17 protein-coding genes are annotated in these 21,275 nt (G+C 63.9%); 12 read left to right on the top strand and 5 right to left on the bottom strand.

What is annotated here, in order from left to right; genetic code table 11:
* Positions 1-201: 201 nt before the first annotated feature.
* From rsmA to EGJ22_RS20220, 4 genes are read right to left on the bottom strand one after another with little or no spacing between them, the layout of a single operon-like run.
* Positions 202-1,005, bottom strand: coding sequence for a 16S rRNA (adenine(1518)-N(6)/adenine(1519)-N(6))-dimethyltransferase RsmA (gene rsmA / locus EGJ22_RS20235; protein ID WP_029885943.1), 804 nt, complete (start codon positions 1,003-1,005; stop codon positions 202-204).
* On the bottom strand, positions 1,002-1,991 hold the full coding sequence (gene pdxA / locus EGJ22_RS20230) for a 4-hydroxythreonine-4-phosphate dehydrogenase PdxA (RefSeq protein ID WP_029885944.1): 990 nt from the start codon (positions 1,989-1,991) through the stop codon (positions 1,002-1,004). The genes rsmA and pdxA overlap by 4 nt, the downstream gene beginning before the upstream one ends.
* On the bottom strand, positions 1,988-3,307 hold the full coding sequence (gene surA, locus EGJ22_RS20225; protein WP_033690895.1) for a peptidylprolyl isomerase SurA: 1,320 nt from the start codon (positions 3,305-3,307) through the stop codon (positions 1,988-1,990). The genes pdxA and surA overlap by 4 nt, the downstream gene beginning before the upstream one ends.
* Complete coding sequence (locus EGJ22_RS20220) at positions 3,288-6,095, bottom strand: LPS-assembly protein LptD (RefSeq protein ID WP_029885946.1); 2,808 nt, start codon at positions 6,093-6,095, stop codon at positions 3,288-3,290. Before EGJ22_RS20220 ends, surA begins: the two co-directional genes overlap by 20 nt.
* A gap of 130 nt (positions 6,096-6,225) precedes the next feature.
* On the opposite strand from EGJ22_RS20220, the gene EGJ22_RS20215 reads away from it, so the two are divergent.
* The 3 genes from EGJ22_RS20215 to EGJ22_RS20205 are packed head-to-tail and all read left to right on the top strand — an operon-like array spanning position 6,226 to position 8,682.
* Positions 6,226-7,245: an aminoglycoside phosphotransferase family protein gene (locus tag EGJ22_RS20215; protein WP_029885947.1), complete on the top strand. Its 1,020-nt coding sequence runs from the start codon at positions 6,226-6,228 to the stop codon at positions 7,243-7,245.
* Positions 7,242-7,913 (top strand): N-acetylmuramate alpha-1-phosphate uridylyltransferase MurU, encoded by a 672-nt coding sequence (gene murU, locus EGJ22_RS20210; RefSeq protein ID WP_009685243.1) that lies wholly within the window; start codon positions 7,242-7,244, stop codon positions 7,911-7,913. The genes EGJ22_RS20215 and murU overlap by 4 nt, the downstream gene beginning before the upstream one ends.
* A gap of 1 nt (position 7,914) precedes the next feature.
* Positions 7,915-8,682, top strand: a complete 768-nt coding sequence (locus EGJ22_RS20205) for a TerB family tellurite resistance protein (RefSeq protein ID WP_009685244.1) — start codon at positions 7,915-7,917, stop codon at positions 8,680-8,682.
* A gap of 427 nt (positions 8,683-9,109) precedes the next feature.
* Here the strand turns inward: EGJ22_RS20205 and EGJ22_RS20200 are convergent, their stop codons facing one another.
* A complete protein-coding gene (locus EGJ22_RS20200) occupies positions 9,110-10,108 on the bottom strand; it encodes an alpha/beta hydrolase family protein (RefSeq protein WP_029885948.1) in 999 nt (332 codons plus the stop codon).
* Between the two features lie 94 nt (positions 10,109-10,202).
* On the opposite strand from EGJ22_RS20200, the gene EGJ22_RS20195 reads away from it, so the two are divergent.
* The 9 genes from EGJ22_RS20195 to trpE all read left to right on the top strand — a co-directional run bounded on the left by EGJ22_RS20195 (position 10,203) and on the right by trpE (position 21,096).
* A complete protein-coding gene (locus EGJ22_RS20195) occupies positions 10,203-12,590 on the top strand; it encodes a PAS domain S-box protein (protein ID WP_029885949.1) in 2,388 nt (795 codons plus the stop codon).
* A 10-nt stretch (positions 12,591-12,600) separates the two neighbouring features.
* Positions 12,601-13,230, top strand: a complete 630-nt coding sequence (locus tag EGJ22_RS20190) for a response regulator transcription factor (RefSeq protein ID WP_009685247.1) — start codon at positions 12,601-12,603, stop codon at positions 13,228-13,230.
* A 237-nt stretch (positions 13,231-13,467) separates the two neighbouring features.
* The gene (locus EGJ22_RS20185; protein ID WP_054906233.1) at positions 13,468-14,592 is read left to right on the top strand and encodes an ABC transporter ATP-binding protein; all 1,125 of its coding nucleotides are present in this window, start codon (positions 13,468-13,470) and stop codon (positions 14,590-14,592) included.
* Positions 14,593-14,632: 40 nt separating this feature from the next.
* Positions 14,633-15,667, top strand: a complete 1,035-nt coding sequence (locus EGJ22_RS20180) for an ABC transporter substrate-binding protein (RefSeq protein WP_029885951.1) — start codon at positions 14,633-14,635, stop codon at positions 15,665-15,667.
* Positions 15,668-15,727: 60 nt separating this feature from the next.
* Positions 15,728-16,975, top strand: coding sequence for an ABC transporter permease (locus tag EGJ22_RS20175; protein ID WP_029885952.1), 1,248 nt, complete (start codon positions 15,728-15,730; stop codon positions 16,973-16,975).
* Between the two features lie 11 nt (positions 16,976-16,986).
* Positions 16,987-17,814: an ABC transporter permease gene (locus EGJ22_RS20170; RefSeq protein WP_029885953.1), complete on the top strand. Its 828-nt coding sequence runs from the start codon at positions 16,987-16,989 to the stop codon at positions 17,812-17,814.
* Between the two features lie 241 nt (positions 17,815-18,055).
* Positions 18,056-18,730 (top strand): ribulose-phosphate 3-epimerase, encoded by a 675-nt coding sequence (gene rpe / locus EGJ22_RS20165; RefSeq protein WP_029885954.1) that lies wholly within the window; start codon positions 18,056-18,058, stop codon positions 18,728-18,730.
* A complete protein-coding gene (locus EGJ22_RS20160; RefSeq protein ID WP_029885955.1) occupies positions 18,727-19,545 on the top strand; it encodes a phosphoglycolate phosphatase in 819 nt (272 codons plus the stop codon). Before rpe ends, EGJ22_RS20160 begins: the two co-directional genes overlap by 4 nt.
* 69 nt (positions 19,546-19,614) lie before the next feature.
* On the top strand, positions 19,615-21,096 hold the full coding sequence (gene trpE, locus EGJ22_RS20155; RefSeq protein WP_029885956.1) for an anthranilate synthase component I: 1,482 nt from the start codon (positions 19,615-19,617) through the stop codon (positions 21,094-21,096).
* The last annotated feature ends 179 nt before the right edge of the window (positions 21,097-21,275 follow it).

Genomic DNA, 21,275 nt, shown 5'->3' with positions numbered 1-21,275 from the left:
GGGCCTTGGGCGAACTGACGCAATAATGCAGTCTAGGCCATTGGCGGGGGGGAGGGCCAGCGGTGGAAGGGCTTGGGGATTTGTGTTGCCTGTGCTGGCCTCTTCGCGGGCAAGCCCGCTCCCACAGGATTCCACCCCATTTGTGTGGGTGATTTACCTGTGGGAGCGGGCATGCCCGCGAAGAGGCCGGATCAGGTCGAATCAGGCTTCGGGCTGATCGGCCAACTGATCGGCCAGGCGCACGAAGGCGGCCAGGTCCAGCTGCTCCGGGCGCAGGCTGCCATCCACGCCGGCAGCTTCGATGGCCGCGCTGTCGAGCAGGCCCTTCATGGTGTTGCGCAGTGTCTTGCGGCGCTGGTTGAACGCTTCACGCACCACCCGCTCCAGCAGTTGTGCATCTTTGGCCGGGTGAGGCAGCACTTCGTGCGGCACCAGCCGCACGATGGCCGAATCCACTTTCGGTGGCGGGTTGAACGCCCCAGGGCCAACGTTGAACAGGTGTTCCACGCGGCAGTGGTACTGCACCATGATCGACAACCGCCCCCAATCACCACCGCCAGGGCCAGCGGCCATGCGCTCGACCACTTCCTTCTGCAGCATGAAGTGCATGTCGCGGATCAGCCCGGCATGGCTGAGCAGGTGGAAGATCAGCGGCGTGGAGATGTTATAGGGCAGGTTACCCACCACCTTGAGGCTGCGCGGCGGGACGCCCAGCTGGTTGAAGTCGAACTTCAGGGCGTCGCCCTGGTGCAGGCGGAAATTGCTGCGGTCAGCGAACTTGTGCTGCAGGATCGGCACCAGGTCTTTGTCCAGCTCGACCACGTCCAGTTGCGCGCCGCTGCCCAGCAGGCCCTCGGTCAGGGCGCCCTGGCCCGGGCCGATTTCCAGCAGGTGTTCGCCAGGCTTGGCGTGGATAGCGCGCAGGATACGGTCGATGATGCCGGCGTCGTGCAGGAAGTTCTGGCCGAAGCGCTTGCGCGCCCGGTGTTGGTATTGCTCGTTCATGGTCGGTTCTCGGCCATCTGGTAGGCGGTTTCCAGCGCGACGCGCAGGCTGCCGGTGTCGACCTTGCCGCTGCCGGCCAGGTCCAGGGCGGTGCCGTGGTCAACCGAGGTACGGATGATCGGCAGGCCCAAGGTCACGTTCACGGCGGCACCAAAACCCTTGTACTTGAGTACGGGCAGGCCTTGGTCGTGGTACATCGCCAGCACCGCGTCGCAGTGCTCCAGATATTTGGGGGTAAACAGGGTATCGGCCGGCAGCGGCCCGCGCAGGTCCATGCCTTCGGCGCGCAGGCGGGCCAGGGTCGGCTCGATGATGTCGATTTCTTCGCGGCCCAGGTGGCCGCCTTCACCGGCATGCGGGTTGAGGCCGCACACCAGGATGCGTGGGGCGGTGATGCCGAACTTGTCGCGCACGTCTGCATGCAGGATGCGGGTAACCCGCTCGACGCGCTCGGCAGTGATGGCGTCGGCGATGTCCCGCAGCGGCAGGTGGGTGGTAACCAGGGCCACGCGCAGGCCGCGGGTAGCCAGCATCATCACCACTTGTGCGGTTTGGGTCAGTTCGGCGAGGAATTCGGTGTGCCCGGAAAAGGCGATGCCGCTCTCGTTGATCACCCCCTTGTGCACGGGGGCGGTGATCATCCCGGCGAAGTGCCCGTCCAGGCAGCCCTGGCCTGCACGGGTCAGGGTTTGCAGCACGAACGCGGCGTTGGCCGTGTCGAGCTGGCCCGGTGTTACCGGGGCCGCCAGCGGTGTATCCCAAACATACAGGCTGCCCGCTGGCGCTGGCTGCTCGGGCCATTGGCCCGGGGCAACCGGCAACAGGTCGACAGCCAGCCCCAGCTGGGTGGCCCGCTCGGCGAGCAGGTCACGGCTGGTGATGGCAATCAGGGGGTGGGGCTGGGCGTCTGCGGCGAGCAGCAAGCACAGGTCAGGACCTATGCCGGCCGGCTCGCCGGGGGTGACGGCGAAGCGCAGGGGCTTCACTGGGCGGCCTGGTCGGCGCCAGGCAGCTTGATTTCAACGTAGGCTTCGTCGCGGATCTGGCGCAGCCAGGTTTGCAGCTCTTCGTCGTATTTGCGGTTACGCAGCACGTTCAGGGCCTGTTGCTCACGCGCCTGCTCGGTGCTGTCGGTGGCCCGACGGCCCAGTACTTCCAGCACGTGCCAGCCATACTGGGTTTTGAACGGCTTGGTCACAACGCCTTGCTGGGCGTTGGCCATCTGCTCGCGGAACTCGGGCACCAGGCTGTTCGGGTCGACCCAGTTGAGGTCACCGCCGTTGAGCGCTGAGCCCGGGTCTTCCGAGTAGCTTTTCGCCAGTTCGGCGAAGTCTTCGCCGTTCTTGATGCGTTCGTACAGGCGCTCGGCCAGTTGCTCGGTGGCCGCGTCGCTGCGGATCTCGCTTGGCTTGATCAGGATGTGGCGCACGTGCACTTCGTCGCGCAGCACGTTCTCGCTGCCACCACGCTTCTCTTCCAGCTTGAGGATGATGAAGCCGTTGGGGATGCGGATCGGCTGGGTGATTTCACCCACGGGCATGCTGCTGAGCATCTTGGCGAAGTCTGGTGGCAGCTGGGCCGCTTTACGCCAACCCATCTCGCCGCCTTCCAGGGCGTTTTCGCTGGCGGAGCGGGCGATGGCCAGTTGGCCGAAGTCCGCGCCTTGCTTGAGTTGCTGGTACACCTCGCCCACCTGGCGTGCAGCCTTCTGGATGTCTGCCGAGTTGGCGGCTTCCGGGGTGGGGATCAGGATGTTGGCCAGGCGGTACTCTTCCGACATCTGCATCTTGCCCATGTCGGAGTTGAGAAAGTTCTTCACTTCCTGCTCCGACACCTGGATGCGCTCGGCCACGCGGCGTTGGCGCACGCGGCTGATGATCATCTCGCGCTTGACCTGGTCGCGGGCGTCGTCGAACGACAGGCCGTCATGGGCCAACGCTGCGCGGAACTGGTCCAGCGACATGCCGTTGCGCTGGGCAATGGTGCCGATGGCCTGGTTCAGTTCTTCGTCGGTGATGCGAATGCCGGAGCGTTCGCCAATCTGCAGTTGCAGGTTTTCGACGATCAGGCGTTCCAGTACCTGCTGTTCCAGGGCGCCGGCGGGCGGCACGCTGCCGCCGCGCTTGGCGATGGTTTGCTGAACCTCATGCACGCGCTGGTCCAGCTGGCTTTGCATGACCACGTCGTTGTCGACGATGGCCACCACGCGATCAAGCGGCTGTACCGCGGCATGCACCGCGCCACTCAGCAAAGCGACGCCCAGCAGCACTGGGCGCAGTCGATCAATAAGCTTGGTCTTCACGTTCACGGTAACCTTGAATGCCTTGGTCGAGGAAAGATTCGACCTTGTTGCCAACTACACCACCGAGGCCTTTCAGGACGATCTGAAGGAAGACACCGTGGTCGCCTTTTTCGTTCTGCGGAAGGGCCTGGCTGAAATCGTCGTAGTCGATCCAGTACCGGTTGACCAGACGCAGCTTCCAGCAGCAGTTGTCGTATTCGAAACCACCCATGGCTTCCAGGGTGCGGTTGCGGTTGTAGTCATGCTGCCAGCGGGCAATCACGCTCCATTGTGGCACGATCGGCCAGATGACCGAGAAATCGTGCTGCTGGATCTTGTAGTAATCCTTGATGTAGTTCGGATCGCCTGGGGTGCCATAGTCACCGCCGCCCACCTTCCAGGTACCCGTTGTCGAGTCGTAGGCGATGGTGTCGTTACGGTAGCGGTAGCCGAGGTTGACGATCTTGTTCGGGTTGTCTTCAGGCTGGTAGTGGAACATCGCGCTGCCCGAGCGGGTGCTGTGGCTGTCCGGGTCCCAGTTGAAGTCCGAATTGAAGCGCCAGTCGCGGTTGAAGTAGTAGTTGTACACCAGGGCGTATGGCGACACGTCGGACTGCGAGTCTTTGCGGGTGCGGTAGTCGATACCCGGCAACTGTACCTTGCGGTCTTTGAAGTAGTAGGCCTGGCCGATGCTGAAGTTCTGGCGCTCGAAGCCGTTGTCTTCGATCCAGCGGGTGGTGACACCCAGCGACAGCTTGTTCTCGTCGCCGATGCGGTCGGTGCCGCTGAAGCGGTTGTCGCGGAACAGCGAATCGTAGCTGAACAGGGTTTCGCCAGTATCGAACAGCGGGATGTCCTTCTGGTCCTTGTACGGGACGTACAGGTAGAACATGCGCGGTTCGAGGGTTTGACGGTAGTTGTTGCCAAACAGCGAGGTATTGCGGTCAAAGTACAGGCCGCTGTCGACGCTGAAGATCGGTACATCGCGGCTTACGGAGCTGTCGTAGCTGCCGTAGGCGGTTGGATTTCGAGCTTCCAGGGCGATTGCATCGGCCTTGCCTTTGCTGTCGAGGTCCAGGTCGTACTGGGTGTAGGCATATTTCAGCTTGGGCGTCAGGAACCCGTAGCTGGCCGTCATCGGGTAGCTGATGGACGGCGCCACATTCAGGCGCGTGCCGTTGGCTCGCTCGATGCCTTGAATGTTCTGATCCAGGCGACGACCGTCTGGCCCGGCTGTGAGGTCGAGGTTGCCATCCTTGTCGAACACGGTGTCGTTCTTCAAGTCACGCTCGAAGCGTACCGCTTCGGTCTCGTAACCCAGGTTCAGGCCGCCTGGCTGGAATGGCAGGGTACCGTTGAGGGTCAGCTGCGGCAGGCGGTCATACGGCGTGATCTGCGAAATGGTCGCCATTTCGTAGGCATGCACGTTCAGGCGCGCGGTGTAGCTGTCGCCACGGTAGGTCAGCGCGCCCTGCTGGTTCAGCACGTCGCGGCTTTCCACGCCGATCTGGTCGGACTCCAGGTCCTGGAAGTAGAACGGGTCGCTGATGTCGGTGTAGTCCACCTCGGTCATCAGGCGTTCGTCCAGGCCACCCTTGTGCTGCCAGTTGACCATCCAGCGCTGGTCTTTGTAGTCCGTCTGGTCTTTGCGGTCGTCGTTCTTGTCGTTCAGGTACGCGCCGCCGAACTGGCCTTCGCTGGACTTGGTCAGGTAGCGGAATTCGCCTTCCATCAGCAAGCCGCGCTTGGTCATGTAGCGCGGGTACAACGTGGCGTCGTAGTTCGGCGCCAGGTTGAAGTAGTACGGCGTGACCAGCATGAAGCCGGTGTCGCTGCTGCTGCTGAACGAAGGTGGCAGGAAGCCGGACTGGCGACGATCGTCGATCGGGAAGTAGATGTACGGTGTGTAGAACACCGGGAAATCCTTGACCCGCAGGGTGACGTTGGTCGCGGTGCCGAAGCCGGTGGCCGGGTTCAGGGTGATGTTGTTGCCCTTCAGCTGCCAGGCGTTGCTGCCCGGTTCGCAGGTGGTGTACGTACCGTCCTTGAGGCGGATGATGGCGTTTTCGCCACGCTTGGCGTACAGGGCGCTGCCGCGGATATGCGACTTGTGCATCACGTATTCGGCGTTGTCGACCTGGGCTTCGCCCGTGTCGAGCTGAATCTGTGCCTGGTCACCGACTACCAGCGAGCCGTTGTCACGGATCTTGACGTTGCCTTTGAGCTCGCCACGGTTTTCGGCCTGGTACAGGTTGGCCTCGTCCGCTTCGGCCTGCATGCTGCCCTGGCGCATGACCACGTCACCGGCGAGGGTAGCGATCTGCTGCTCCTGCTGGTACTTGGACACCTTGGCATTGATGTAGGTCGGCGACTCATCCTTGGGCGTGGTGTCGGCCATGCCTGGGCGAGTTGGCTCGATGTAGGCGCCACCGCAGTACGGGCCGGTTTCGGCCAGCTGTGCGGCAGTGAGCTTTTCACGCGGCACCCAGTCGAGGTGGCTGTAGTCTTCGCTGCGCGACTTCAGGCCGCGGCCTTTGGCCTCGGTGACCAGCACCGGCCGGTCCGCAGTTTCGCCTCCGCTCGCGGCTTCGGTGCCGCCGCTGACGGCGGCACCTTCGTGCACCGGGCGTGGCGGCAGGTTGCTGGCTGGGGTCTTGGGCTTGCAGTCCCAGCCGCCGGCGGCGGACACTTGGCAGTCAAACTGCTCGGCTGCCACCACGTACGATGTGGCCAGAGGTTGCAGGGCCAGCAGACCGCCGGTGACCAGCAACGGAAACTTTCTACGAAACGCGGGGGATTTCAATGCCATCTTATTAGTCCGGGCTTCCTGCGTGCCATCTGCCCGCGTGTGGGGCCGCACGCCTCTCGATGGTCTGAAAAAGATGCTGGATAATAAAGCATGACCCGCTTGACGGCTAGGGCCGTCGGAGACCCTTGTAATGCCTGAACACGATGTACGCCTGCAACAGCTGACGGTCTGGCTCGCCGAGCAGCTCGATGACCTTTTCCGCAGCAAGGCTTGGGGCGAGGTGCCCGAAGGCCGCCTGACCGCGGCCAGCAGCGATGCCAGCTTCCGCCGTTACTTCCGCTGGCAGGGGGCTGGGCACAGCTTCGTGGTCATGGACGCGCCCCCGCCGCAGGAGAACTGCCGACCGTTCGTCGCCATCGACCACCTGCTGGCCAGCGCCGGTGTGAATGTGCCGCAGATCCACGCCCAGGACCTGGAGCGTGGGTTCCTGCTGCTGGGTGACCTGGGTCACCAGACATACCTGGACATCATTGATGAAGACAATGCCGACAGCCTGTTCGCCGACGCCATCGAGGCGTTGCTGAAGTTCCAGCGCCTGCCAATGGACGCCCAGTTGCCCAGCTACGACGACGCCCTGCTGCGCCGCGAGGTTGAACTGTTCCCCGAATGGTACGTAGGGCGCGAGCTTGGCCTGGCCCTCAACGATAGCCAGAAAGCTGCCTGGCAGCGCGTCAGCCAACTGTTGATCGACAGCGCCCTGGCCCAGCCGAAAGTGCTGGTGCACCGCGACTACATGCCGCGCAACCTGATGCAGAGCACCCCGAACCCTGGCGTGCTGGACTTCCAGGATGCGGTGTACGGCCCGGTCACCTACGACATTACCTGCCTGTTCAAGGATGCCTTCCTCAGCTGGCCACAGGCGCGCGTCGAAGGCTGGTTGCGTGCCTATTGGGAGCGGGCAGTGGCGGCCGGAATCCCGGTTCATGCTGAGTTCGAGGCGTTCCAGCGTGCCAGCGACCTGATGGGCGTGCAGCGCCATTTGAAGGTGATCGGCATTTTTGCCCGTATCTGCCACCGCGACGGCAAGCCGCGCTACCTGGGCGACGTGCCGCGTTTCTTCGCCTATATAGAAGAAGTGATCGGTCGCCGGCCCGAATTGGCGGAGCTGGGTGAGCTGATTGCCGAGCTGCAAGCCGGAGCGCGTGCATGAAGGCAATGATCCTGGCGGCGGGGAAGGGTGAACGCATGCGCCCGCTGACGCTGCATACCCCCAAACCGTTGGTTCCGGTCGCCGGCCAGGCGCTGATCGAGTACCACCTGCGTGCGCTGGCGGCTGCGGGTGTCCGCGAAGTGGTGATCAACCATGCCTGGCTCGGCCAGCAGATCGAAGAGCACCTGGGCGATGGCGGCCGCTTCGGCCTGCGCATTTGCTACTCGCCGGAGGGTGAGCCGCTGGAAACCGGCGGCGGCATCTTCAAAGCACTGCCTTTGCTGGGCGACGATCCGTTCCTGCTGGTGAACGGCGATGTCTGGACCGACTACGACTTCACCCGCCTGCAGGCCCCCCTGCAAGGCCTGGCGCACCTGGTGCTGGTCGATAACCCTGGCCACCATGGCCGTGGCGACTTCCGCCTGGCGGACGGGCAGGTGGTCGATGGCGACGACGCGCCGGGTACGCTGACGTTCAGTGGTATCTCGGTCTTGCACCCGGCGCTGTTCGCGGGTTGCCAGGCTGGTGCCTTCAAATTGGCGCCGTTGTTGCGCCAGGCCATGGCGGCTGGCCGGGTCACGGGCGAGCACTACCGCGGGCACTGGGTGGACGTCGGCACGCTCGAGCGGCTGGCCGAGGCCGAGCGGCTGATCGGCGAGCGCGCCTGACATGTGGTGGCCAGGCACACTGATTGGCGCTGGCGCGGGCTTTGCCGTGGCCAATATCCCCGGGGCGCTGTTGGGGCTGCTGCTCGGCCAGGCCCTCGACCGCCGCTTGCGCCTGCAGGGCTGGGATGACATGCGCGACCGCCTGAGCGGGCGTCCGGCGCTGGCTGACGATGAGTTGCTGTTCGTGATGCTGGGGCGCCTGGCCAAGAGCGATGGCCGGGTGGCCGAGCAGCATATCCAGCAGGCGCGTCAGGAAATGTCGCGGCTGGACCTGGCGGAGCCGGCCCGCTTGCGCGCCATCAAGGCGTTCAACCGTGGCAAGGCCGGCAAGGACCGGCTAGGCGGCCACTTGCGGCGGATTCGCGAACAGCCGCATGCGGCCGAAGGCACCTTGCGCGCCTGTTGGCGCATGGTCTGGGCCGACGGCAAGATGGGCAACAAGGAGCGTGAGCTGCTGCTGGACTGGGGGCAGAAGCTGGGCCTGAGCCGGCGCCAGGTGCAGGCCATGTCGGTGGAATACGAGCCGCGCAGGGCTGCCCGGCCGGAAGGGTTGGCCATGACCTATGCGGCGGCGTTGCGCTTGCTGGCGGTAGAGGCGGACACCGAAGCTGACAAGGTCAAACAGGCGTATCGCCGGCTGGTCAGCCGGCATCACCCGGACAAGCTGGCAGGCACCGGCGCCAGCGAGGCACAGGTGCGTGAAGCAACCGAGCGCACGCGGGAGTTGCACCAGGCCTATGCCATGATCCGCAAGCGGCGGGGCCTTTGAGGGCCTCATCGCCGGCAAGCCAGCCCCAGGGATCGCAGCAGGGCTGGCAGGTGTTTGTCAGAAGATATGCAGCGCCTGAGACATCGAGCGCCGCCCGCGCGGCGCATCGCGAGCTGCGCTCGCTCCTACGTTCGTTTCGGGCCAGTGAGGCCTGTGAGGGGCGCGCGCGACCGCCTGATTCATACGACGCGATATTGAGGCATGCGCCAAGGCGTTCGCGCGCAAATCCCCCAGGCATAATTGGCCCGAAACAAACGTAGGAGCGAGCGCAGCTCGCGATGCGCCGCGCGGGCGGCGCTCAATCTGACAGGCGCTGAAGATGCTGCGGCAAGCACCCGGCAACCCTGATGCCATTGCCAGAAACCATAGAGTCTCCCACAGGTAATACACAACGCCTGAATATTGTGGCCTACCTGTGGGGGCAATCTTACCCTTGCGGGTTCATCCAGCCTCGCACGCGGCGGAACAACTGCTCTTGTTCGGCGGCCTGGTTGCCTGGCATGGCGATCAGCGACAACTGCCGGTACTGGCTGTCTTTCTGCCGCTTGCTGGCCTGCAAGCGCAGCGCGGCGGCGCTGCGGTCAGCACTGCGGGTGGCGTAGTAGATGTCGGCGGTGGGCACCTTCAACGTCGGCGCCAGGCTTTCCAGGTCATGCTCCACGCGCGCCGGCGTCTGCGCCGCCACCATGACCAGCTTGTGTACCTGCGGCGGCTGTTTTTCGCTCAGGTAGCGGGCAGCCCAGTACGCACCGCTGCCATGGCCGATCAGCACGATGCTGCGGGCATTGCGCTGCTGGGCAAACGCCACGGCAGCATCCAGGCGGGCGAAAATCCGCTCGGCATCGGCCGGGTCGCTCTGTTCGCTGGCCAGTTCGGCATCGGTGCTTTCTGCGGTGTCGGCATCGGCGGCGGTGGCCTGGGCGACATTGGCATTGGCGTCGGCTGGCACATCCTTGACCGGTGCACGCTCACCCTGGGCTTGGTCCGTTGCGGCCTTGGGCTTGGCTTCTACCCGGGCTTGCGGGCTGTCGGCGAGCAGGTCAGGCATGCTTATGCTCAGGCTGTGCCAGCCGACATCCGGGAATTTTTGCCGCAGCGGGCCAACGGCATTTGGCCAGTCGGCGTTTTCGCCGGCACCCGGCACGATGATCACGGCACCTTGCGGATCACTGTCGTTGGCCGGCTTCCACAACGCCAGGAAACTGTCGGCACCTGCCTGTAGCGTCTGTTGCTCGGCCTTGGGTACCAGCCGCTCGAGTGCCAGGGCATCCTCTTGGCTGCGCTCGAGCAGCGGCGGGCGCGGTGTTTCGGCTGCCGGTGCCGCATTGGCCGCCGGCGGTGTTTCGGCATCGGCGGCCAAGGCGCCGAGTGGCAGGAGCGAAGCCAGGCAGCACATTGCCAGCGTCGTGCGATAAAGTGTGGACATGCGTCAACCCAAGGCCAGAATGATACCGGCAGCCTAATAGTATTTGCCCGTGACGGCCATGCTGCATGGCCACCTTGCCAAGACGAGCGTATAGATGAAGCGAGTGCGTCGCCTGTTGGTTATCGGCTGCTTGTGGCTGCCCTTGATTGCCTTTGCCCGGCCCGAGGCGCCGGCCACTGTTGCGCTCGAGCCGGCCCAGCAGCAGTGGTTGGACGCGCACCGCAGCCTGCGTGTGGGCCTGGTGCTGCAAGCACCCTATGCTCAGTTCGACCGGCGCCTGCAGCAGTTGTACGGCGCCAACGTCGAATTGGTCAGCAACCTGGCACACGTGCTGCGCCTGGACCTGACCTGGCGCCATTTCAGTGACCAGGCCAGCCTGGAGCATGCCCTGCAGAACGGCGAAATCGACTTCGCCCCCGGCCTTACCCAAACCCCGGCCAGCCTGCGCCTGTGGTTGTTCAGCGACCCGTACATGCGCGTGCCGCAATTGGTGGTAGGGCCACGCACCGGGGCCATGGCGGTGGAGCTGGAAAAGCTCGACCGCGAGCAGCGCGTGGCCGTGCGCATGCCCAGCCAACTGGCAGAGTACTTGCGCGGTAACTACAGCAACCTGAACCTGCAGGGGGTGCCCAGCGAGCGCGAGTCCTTGCAGCTGGTGGTGGGCGGCCAGGCCAGCTTCGCCGTGCTGGACGAGGCGCAACTCAGCCGCCTGTCACGCGAGAGCGAGTTCGGTGAGCTGGCCGTGGTGGGCGATATTGGCCTGCCGCAGTTGCTGCGGCTGGGCTCGCGGCGTGACTGGCCGGTGTTGGCCGATGTGCTCGAACAAGGCTTGCAGGCCCTGCCTGCCAAGGAGCTGGAGCAACTGCACCAGCGCTGGTTGCAGCCCAAGTACCCGCGCCTGAGCGAGTCGCCGGGTTTCTGGCAGAACCTGGCGCTGCTGTTCGGCCTGCTGCTGTTGTGCGCCCTGGCTACCCTGGTGTGGCAACGCCGGCAACAGCGCCAGCTGGAGCGCAGCCTGCTGGCTGCGCGGGAAAGCCTGGTGGAGCGCCAGGTGCGTGAAGAGGCCCTGCGCCTGAGCCAGTTCGCGATTGACCAGAGTACGGTGGGTATTCTGTGGGTCAACTGGGACAGCCATGTCCGGTACGCCAACCACGCCGCTGAACGCATGCTCGGTTATGCCGACGGCGAGCTTCTGGAGCGGCCGCTGAGCGACTTCGAGCCGAGCCTGAGCATGGACCGCTGGCTGGAGCTGTGGAAAGGCGCCCGCGCCGGGGCTGGCGGTGTCGGCCAGTTCGAGGCGCAGTGCAAGCGCGCGGACCACAGCTTGCTGCCGGTCGAGCTGTCGTTGAGCTTCTTGCGCTTTCGCGACTCGGAGTACCTGGTGGTGTACCTGGCCGACGTTACCGAACGGCACCGGGCCTTGGCGGCTTTACGCGAAAGCGAGGCGCGGCTGAAGGGCATTGCCGGCAACGTGCCGGGGCTGGTGTTCCGCCTGGAGCGGGACCCGGCCGAGGGCGAGCTGGAGTTCCCCTATATCAGTGAAGGCAGCGAGGCCTTGGTCGGGTATACGCCCAGCGAGATCCAGCACCCGCAAATGGGCCTGCGCAACCTGGTACACCCCGATGACCGCGCCGATTACCACCGGGTCCAGGACCTGGCCCTGGCCAGCGACCAGGACTGGTCCTGGCAGGGGCGTATTCTCACCCGCCAGGGTGAACAGCGCTGGGCCGACATCAAGGCCAGTACCCGACACCTGGGCAACGGTCAGGTGGTATGGGACGGCGTGGTGTGGGATATCACCCAGGGCAAGCGCGCCGAACTGGCGCTGGCCAAGTCACAGGAGCAGCTGCGCGAGCTGTCGGCCCACCTGGAAAGCGTGCGTGAGGAAGAGAAGGCCCGCATCGCCCGCGAAGTGCATGATGAGCTGGGGCAGATGCTGACCGTGCTCAAGCTGGAAGTGTCGATGTGCGAGCTGGCGTTTGCCGAGCTCGACCCGGGGCTTAACGAGCGCCTGGCCAGCATGAAGCGCTTGATCGCCCAGTTGTTCCAGTTGGTGCGTGATGTGGCCACTGCCCTGCGCCCGCCGATTCTCGACGCGGGCATCGCCTCGGCCATCGAGTGGCAGGCCAGGCGCTTCGAAGCCCGTACGCAAATACCCTGCCTGGTGCAGGTACCGGATAATCTGCCAGCATTGAGTGACGCCAAGGCCACCGGGCTGTTCCGCATTCTGCAGGAGGCGTTGACCAATGTGATGCGCCATGCCCAGGCGCACAGCGTGGAAATCGAGCTGGTTCATCAGGGCGGGCAGTTACGCCTGACAGTCAGTGATGATGGCCAGGGCTTTTGCCGTGAGCAGCCCCGGCCCACCTCGTTTGGCCTGGTCGGCGTACGCGAGCGGGTACTGATGTTGGGCGGCAGCATGGTGCTGGACAGTCAGCCGGGCGAGGGCACCAGCCTGAGCGTGGCCATACCGTTGGAGTAGGAGAGCAAATGTGATTCGAGTGCTGGTAGCCGAAGACCACACCATTGTCCGTGAAGGCATCAAGCAGTTGATTGGCCTGGCCAAGGACATGCAGGTGGTGGGGGAGGCCGGGAATGGCGAGCAGTTGCTCGAGACCCTGCGGCATACGCCGTGCGAAGTGGTGCTGCTGGATATCTCGATGCCGGGCGTGAGCGGGCTGGAGGCGATCCCGCGGATTCGCGCGCTGCTCGACGCGCCGGCGATCCTGATGCTGTCGATGCATGACGAGGCGCAAATGGCCGCGCGGGCGCTGAAGGCCGGTGCGGCGGGCTATGCCACCAAGGACAGTGACCCGGCCCTACTCCTGACGGCGATTCGCCGGGTGGCTGCTGGCGGGCGCTACATAGACCCGGCGTTGGCTGACCGCATGGTGTTCGAAGTGGGCCTGACCGAGTCGCGGCCGTTGCACACCCTGCTCTCGGAGCGGGAGTTTTCCGTGTTCGAGCGCCTGGCCCAGGGCGCCAACGTCAATGACATTGCCCAGCAACTCGCGCTGTCGAGCAAGACCATCAGTACACACAAGGCGCGGCTGATGCAGAAGCTGAAGGTGAACTCGCTGGCGGAGCTTGTGAAGTACGCCATGGAGCACAAGCTGGTCTGATTGCGACCCCGGCGGTATCTGCGGTGCAGCGGGAATTCTGGGGCCGCTGCGCGCACCATCGCGACACAAGGCAGCCCCCCAGGGGCAAGGCTGTTCTGAACGCGCCATCCTTGTAGGGCAATCCCTACATCAAATCTTCCATCCGGATGATGGCATTCTCTCAGCACCCCCGATTTTCCGGCGCTTGCGCCTCTTTTACGCTTTGCCCACGCAGTCATCCAACAAGAAGGTGCAGGCATGAGCGAGGCGAAGTCGAACGCTGCAACCAGCGAAACGCTGGTCAGCTTCCGTGGTGTGCAGAAGAGCTACGACGGCGAGTCGCTGATCGTCAAAGACCTTAACCTGGATATCCGCAAGGGCGAATTCCTCACCCTGCTTGGCCCTTCTGGCTCCGGCAAGACCACCAGCCTGATGATGCTGGCAGGGTTCGAAACCCCCACCGCCGGGGAAATCCACCTGGCCGGGCGCTCGATCAACAATGTTCCGCCGCACAAGCGTGATATCGGCATGGTGTTCCAGAACTATGCGCTGTTTCCGCACATGACGGTTGCGGAAAACCTGGCCTTCCCGCTGACCGTGCGCAATTTAAGCAAGACCGATATCAGCGAACGGGTCAAGCGCGTGCTGAACATGGTGCAACTGGATGCCTTTGCCAAGCGCTACCCCGGCCAGCTTTCTGGCGGCCAGCAACAGCGCGTGGCGTTGGCCCGGGCGCTGGTGTTCGAGCCCCAGTTGGTGCTGATGGACGAGCCGCTCGGGGCACTGGACAAACAGCTGCGTGAGCACATGCAGATGGAGATCAAGCACATTCACCAGCGCCTGGGGGTGACCGTGGTGTACGTGACCCACGATCAGGGCGAAGCGCTGACCATGTCTGACCGGGTGGCGGTATTCCACCAGGGTGAGATCCAGCAGATCGCCGACCCGCGCACGCTGTACGAGGAACCCTGCAACACCTTCGTCGCCAATTTCATCGGCGAGAACAACCGCCTCAACGGCACGCTGCTGGCCAGCGACGGCAAGCGCTGCCAGGTGCAGCTGCCGCGCGGCGAGCGGATCGAGGCACTGGCAGTGAATGTCGGCCAGGCCGGCGAACCGGTCACCCTGTCCATCCGCCCCGAGCGGGTACGCCTGAACGGCCACAGCGAAAGCTGCGCGAACCGCTTCTCGGGCCGGGTGGCGGAGTTCATCTACCTGGGCGACCACGTGCGGGTGCGCCTGGAAGTTTGCGGCAAGGGCGATTTCTTCGTGAAACAGCCCATTGCCGAACTCGACCCGGCCCTGGCCGTGGGCGATGTGGTACCGCTGGGCTGGGAGGTGGAGCACGCCCGCGCGCTCGATCCGATTGCCGAAGCCCATTGATGGATTGCTTCACCAACCCTGTACTGTGGAGAGAACAAGAATGCGTAAGCAGTTGAAACTGACCGCCCTGGCCCTGGGGCTGTTCACCGCCGGCCAGGCCATGGCCGCAGACCTCACCGTGGTCTCGTTCGGCGGTGCCAACAAGGCCGCCCAGGTCAAGGCGTTCTACGAGCCGTGGGAAAAGGCCGGGCATGGCAAGATCGTCGCAGGCGAGTACAACGGCGAAATGGCCAAGGTCAAAGCCATGGTCGATACCAAGAGCGTGTCGTGGAACCTGGTGGAGGTAGAGTCGCCAGAGCTGGCCCGCGGCTGTGACGAGGGCATGTTCGAAGAGCTCGACCCCGCCCTGTTCGGCAACGAAGCCGATTACGTGCCGGGCGCCATCCAGCCTTGTGGCGTGGGCTTCTTCGTCTGGTCCACGGTATTGGCCTACAACGCGGACAAGCTCAAGACCGCGCCGACCAGCTGGGCCGACTTCTGGGACACCAAGAAATTCCCTGGCAAGCGCGGCTTGCGCAAGGGTGCCAAGTACACCCTGGAATTCGCCCTGATGGCCGACGGTGTGGCGCCCAAGGACGTTTACCAGGTGCTGGGTACCAAGGAGGGCGTTGACCGCGCCTTCAAGAAGCTCGACGAACTCAAGCCAAGCATCCAGTGGTGGGAAGCAGGTGCCCAGCCACCTCAGTACCTGGCCTCGGGTGACGTGGTCATGAGCTCGGCCTATAACGGCCGCATCGCGGCGGTGCAGAAGGAAAGCAACCTCAAGGTGGTGTGGAATGGCGGCATCTATGACTTCGATGCCTGGGCCATCCCGAAAGGTGCCAAGGATGCCGACCAGGCGAAGAAATTCATCGCCTTCAGCGTGCAGCCTGAGCAGCAGAAGATCTACTCCGAGAACATCGCCTACGGCCCGGCCAATTCCAAGGCAGTGAGCCTGCTGTCGGACGAGGTGAAGAAAGACATGCCGACCACGCCTGAGAACATTGCCAACCAGGTGCAGATCGACGTGGCCTTCTGGGCCGACAACAGCGAGCAGTTGGAGCAACGCTTCAACGCCTGGGCGGCGAAGAAGTAACCGACCAGCGCAAGGGGCCGCCATGCGGCCCCAATTTCAGTTCGTATCGCGGAGTTTGCCATGGCCATTGCAGTGCCACTCAAAGAAGGCGCAGGTCAAAGTCTGAAGCAGCGCCTCAAGCATGCCGAGCGGGTCAACCGCTGGAAGGCGCAAGCGCTGATCGCGCCGCTGGCGCTGTTCCTTCTGCTGGTGTTCCTGGTGCCGATCGCGGCGCTGCTGTACAAGAGCGTCGGCAACCCGGAGGTGGTCGGTGGCCTGCCGCGCACGGTCGACGTCATCAGCCAGTGGGACGGCAAGAGCCTGCCTGGCGAGGACGTGTACAAGGCGCTGAGCCAGGACCTGGCCGAGTCACGCAAGAACCAGACCCTGGGCGACCTGTCCAAACGCCTGAACATGGAACTGGCCGGCTACCGCAGCCTGCTGGCCAAGACGGCGCGCGCATTGCCGTTCAAGACCGAGCCCGCCTCTTACAAGGATGCCCTGCAGGCCCTGGACGAACGTTGGGGCGACCCGGCCTACTGGCAGGCGATCCGCCGCAACACCAGCACGCTGACCCCGTTCTACCTGCTGGCTTCGCTGGACCACCGTATTGATGACCTTGGCGAACTGGCCAAGGCGACCCCGGACCAGGCCATTTACCTGGATATCTTTGCCCGCACCCTGTGGATGGGCGTGGTGATTACCGCCATTTGCCTGGTGCTGGCCTACCCGCTGGCGTACCTGCTGGCCAACCTGCCGACCCGGCAGAGCAACCTGTTGATGATTCTGGTGTTGCTGCCGTTCTGGACCTCGATCCTGGTGCGGGTGGCAGCGTGGATCGTACTGCTGCAGTCGGGCGGGCTGATCAACAGTGCGCTGATGGCCATGGGCATCATCGACCAACCGCTGGAACTGGTGTTCAACCGCACCGGCGTGTACATCTCGATGGTGCACATTCTGCTGCCGTTCATGATCCTGCCGCTGTACAGCGTGATGAAAGGCATTTCGCCAAGCTACATGCGCGCGGCGATTTCGCTGGGTTGCCACCCGTTCGCCAGTTTCTGGCGGGTGTACTTCCCCCAGACGTATGCCGGTGTCGGCGCCGGGTGCCTGCTGGTATTCATCCTGGCCATTGGTTACTACATCACCCCGGCACTGCTGGGTAGCCCGAACGACCAGATGGTCAGCTACTTCGTGGCCTTCTATACCAACACCAGCATCAACTGGGGCATGGCCACCGCACTGGGCGGGCTGTTGCTGCTGGCGACCGTGCTGCTGTACCTGATCTATAGCTGGCTGGTCGGCGCCAGCCGCCTGCGCCTGAGCTGAGGAGCCTTGTCATGCTGAGCCCTTACATGTCGCCCGTGGAGCGGGTGTGGTTCTACAGCCTGCGCATTCTTTGCGGCCTGATCCTGCTGTTCCTGATCTTGCCGGTGCTGGTGATCGTGCCCTTGTCGTTCAACAGTGGCAGCTTCCTGGTGTACCCGCTGCAGGGCTTCTCGTTGCAGTGGTACCAGGACTTCTTCAACTCGGCCGAATGGATGCGGGCGCTGAAGAACAGCATCATCGTTGCCCCTGCGGCCACGGTGCTGGCCATGGTGTTCGGCACATTGGCGGCCATCGGCCTGACCCGCGGTGATTTTCCCGGCAAGTCGCTGGTGATGGCACTGGTGATTTCGCCGATGGTGGTGCCGGTGGTGATCATCGGGGTGGCCAGCTACCTGTTCTTTGCCCCGCTGGGCATGGGCAACAGCTTCACCTCGCTGATTCTGGTGCATGCGGTGCTGGGCGTGCCGTTCGTCATCATCACGGTGTCGGCAACCTTGCAGGGCTTCAACTACAACCTGGTGCGCGCGGCAGCAAGCCTGGGCGCTTCGCCCCTGCTGACCTTCCGCCGGGTGACCCTGCCGCTGATCGCCCCCGGGGTGATTTCAGGGGCGCTGTTCGCCTTTGCCACGTCGTTCGATGAGGTGGTGGTGACCCTGTTTCTCGCCGGCCCGGAGCAGGCGACCCTGCCGCGGCAGATGTTCAGCGGTATTCGCGAGAACCTGAGCCCGACCATCGCTGCGGCGGCGACGTTGCTGATTGCGTTTTCGGTGATCCTGCTGCTGACCCTGGAGTGGCTGCGCGGGCGTAGCGAGAAGCTGAGAACCCAGCAGCCTGGCTGATTTTTCAGTAGCTGTACGGGCCCTATCGCCGGCAAGCCGGCTCCCACAGCGTTCTGCACAAGAGTCATGCGATGCAGAAGCCTGTGGAGATCCCATGTGGGAGCCGGCTTACCGGCGATAGGGCCCGTACAGGCACTACAAGGCTTTTGGTCACTGGTCGACACCCATTGATGCCAATCAGCCCTCACGCCTTTCCCTGAGTTACAATGCGCGCCACCGTGATTCTGCCAACAGGTGCGCCATGCAGCCCTACGCTATTGCCCCCTCCATTCTTTCTGCCGATTTCGCCCGCCTGGGCGAGGATGTCGACAAGGTACTGGCGGCGGGTGCCGACATCGTCCACTTCGATGTCATGGACAACCACTACGTTCCCAACCTGACCATCGGCCCGATGGTGTGCACTGCCCTGCGCAAGTATGGCGTCACCGCCCCGATCGATGTGCACCTGATGGTCAGCCCGGTCGATCGCATCATCGGCGACTTCATCGAAGCCGGCGCCACCTACATCACCTTCCACCCGGAAGCTTCGCAGCACATCGACCGTTCGCTGCAACTGATCAAGGACGGCGGCTGCAAGGCCGGCCTGGTGTTCAACCCGGCCACCAGCCTGGACGCCCTGAAGTACGTCATGGACAAGATCGACATGGTGCTGCTGATGAGCGTCAACCCGGGTTTCGGCGGGCAGAAGTTCATCCCTGGCACACTCGACAAGCTGCGTGAAGCGCGTGCGTTGATCGACGCCAGTGGCCGGGATATCCGCCTGGAAATCGACGGTGGCGTCAACGTCAACAACATCCGCGAGATCGCTGCCGCTGGCGCCGACACGTTCGTGGCCGGCTCGGCGATCTTCAATGCCCCGGACTACCAGGAAGTCATCGCCAAAATGCGCGCCGAACTGGCCCAGGCTCGCCCATGAGTGGCTTCGAGCAGCTGTTTCCGGGGACGCTCCCCAGGCTGGTGATGTTCGATCTGGACGGTACCCTGATCGATTCCGTGCCTGACCTGGCCGCCGCCGTGGACCGCATGCTGCTCGAACTGGGGCGCCCGCCTGCTGGCCTTGAGGCGGTACGCCAATGGGTCGGCAATGGCGCCCAGGTGCTCGTGCGCCGCGCCCTGGCCGGTGGCATCGAGCATGAAACCGTGGACGATGCGCTGGCTGAACAGGGCTTGGCGCTGTTCATGGAAGCCTATGCCGAAAGCCATGAGCTCACCGTGGTTTACCCCGGGGTCAAGGACACCCTGCGCTGGCTGCACAAGCAGGGCGTGGAAATGGCCTTGATCACCAACAAGCCGGAGCGCTTCGTCGCGCCCTTGCTGGACCAGATGAAGATCGGCCGGTATTTCCGCTGGATCATCGGCGGTGACACCCTGCCACAGAAAAAGCCCGACCCGGCGGCGCTGCTGTTCGTCATGCAAATGGCGGGCGTGAGCCCGCAACAGTCGCTGTTTGTCGGCGACTCGCGCAGCGACGTGCAGGCGGCCAAGGCGGCCGGGGTGCAGTGCGTGGGGCTGACCTACGGCTACAACCATGGCCGGCCCATCAAGGACGAGTCGCCAAGCCTGGTGATCGACGATCTGCGTGCATTGCTGCCCGGTTGCGCAGACCCGGCCACTGGGATAACGTTGGCGGACCTTCAAGCCTCAGCAGACAGAGAGTCCACCGTGGCGGTTACTGGCAAATTCTGGATGAAAGTCATCAAGGCCTTGGCCCGTTGGCGTTGGCGCGCCTGACTTCAGCCTGCCGGCACGTGCCGGCCCGTCCGTTTGCCTGACCCATTGCTGCTTGCCACGAGGCTACTCATGAACCACGAAGAATTCCTGCGCCTGGCTGCTGCCGGCTATAACCGCATTCCCCTGGCCTGCGAAACCCTGGCCGACTTCGATACGCCGCTGTCGATCTACCTGAAGCTGGCCGACCAAGCCAACTCGTACCTGCTCGAATCGGTGCAGGGCGGCGAGAAATGGGGCCGTTACTCGATGATCGGCCTGCCCTCGAGGACGGTGATGCGGGTGCACGGCTATCACGTCAGCATCCTGCAGGACGGTGTCGAGGTTGAACGCCACGATGTCGAAGACCCGCTGGCCTTTGTCGAGACGTTCAAGGAGCGCTACAAGGTCGCCGACATTCCCGGCCTGCCACGTTTCAATGGTGGCCTGGTCGGTTACTTTGGCTACGACTGCGTGCGCTATGTGGAAAAGCGCCTGGGGGCCAGCCCGAACCCAGACCCGCTGGGTGTGCCCGACATTCTGCTGATGGTCTCGGACGCGGTCGTGGTATTCGACAACCTGGCCGGCAAGATGCACGCCATCGTGCTGGTAGACCCTGCGCAAGATCAGGCTTTCGAGCAAGGCCAGGCGCGCCTGCAAGGCTTGCTGGAAACCCTGCGCCAGCCTATTACCCCACGCCGAGGCCTGGACCTGAGCGGCCCGCAGGCTGCCGAGCCGGCATTCCGCTCCAGCTACACCCGTGAGGACTACGAAAGCGCCGTTGGCCGCATCAAGGAATACATCCTGGCGGGCGACTGCATGCAGGTGGTGCCGTCACAACGTATGTCGATCGACTTCAAGGCGGCGCCAATCGACCTCTATCGCGCTTTGCGCTGCTTCAACCCGACGCCTTACATGTACTTCTTCAATTTTGGCGACTTCCACGTGGTTGGCAGCTCGCCAGAAGTGCTGGTGCGGGTCGAGGACAACCTGGTCACCGTGCGCCCGATTGCCGGTACCCGCCCGCGTGGCGCAACCGAAGAGGCCGACCGTGCGCTGGAAGACGACCTGCTGTCGGACGACAAAGAGATCGCCGAGCACCTGATGCTGATCGACCTGGGCCGCAACGATGTCGGCCGGGTGACCTCCACGGGCAGCGTGCGCCTGACCGAGAAGATGGTGATCGAGCGCTACTCCAACGTCATGCACATTGTTTCCAACGTCACCGGCCACTTGCGCGAAGGGCTGACGGCGATGGATGCACTGCGCGCGATCCTGCCGGCCGGTACCCTTTCGGGGGCGCCGAAGATCCGAGCAATGGAGATCATCGACGAACTGGAGCCGGTCAAGCGTGGTGTATATGGCGGTGCCGTGGGGTACTTCGCCTGGAATGGCAACATGGATACCGCCATTGCCATTCGTACGGCGGTGATCAAGGACGGCGAGCTGCATGTGCAGGCAGGCGGCGGTATCGTTGCCGACTCGGTGCCGGCGCTGGAGTGGGAAGAAACCATCAACAAGCGCCGGGCGATGTTCCGTGCGGTGGCCTTGGCTGAGCAGACTTGCGCCAAGTGAATTGATCAGGGCTGCTGCGCAGCCCATCGCTGGCAAGCCAGCTCCCACAGAGTATCCTCGGTTCCCGACCTTGTGGCATTCCTGTGGGAGATTCTATGGTTTCTGGCAAGGGTAGCCGGAGCATCTTCAGCGCCTGTGAGATCGAGCGCCGCCCGCGCGGCGCATCGCGAGCTGCGCTC

The organism is Pseudomonas sp. p99-361, from assembly GCF_003935475.1.
GTDB classification, from domain to species: Bacteria; Pseudomonadota; Gammaproteobacteria; order Pseudomonadales; family Pseudomonadaceae; genus Aquipseudomonas; species Aquipseudomonas juntendi.
Note: the sequence above shows the minus strand (reverse complement) of the source record. Positions and strands in the feature narration are given on the sequence as shown.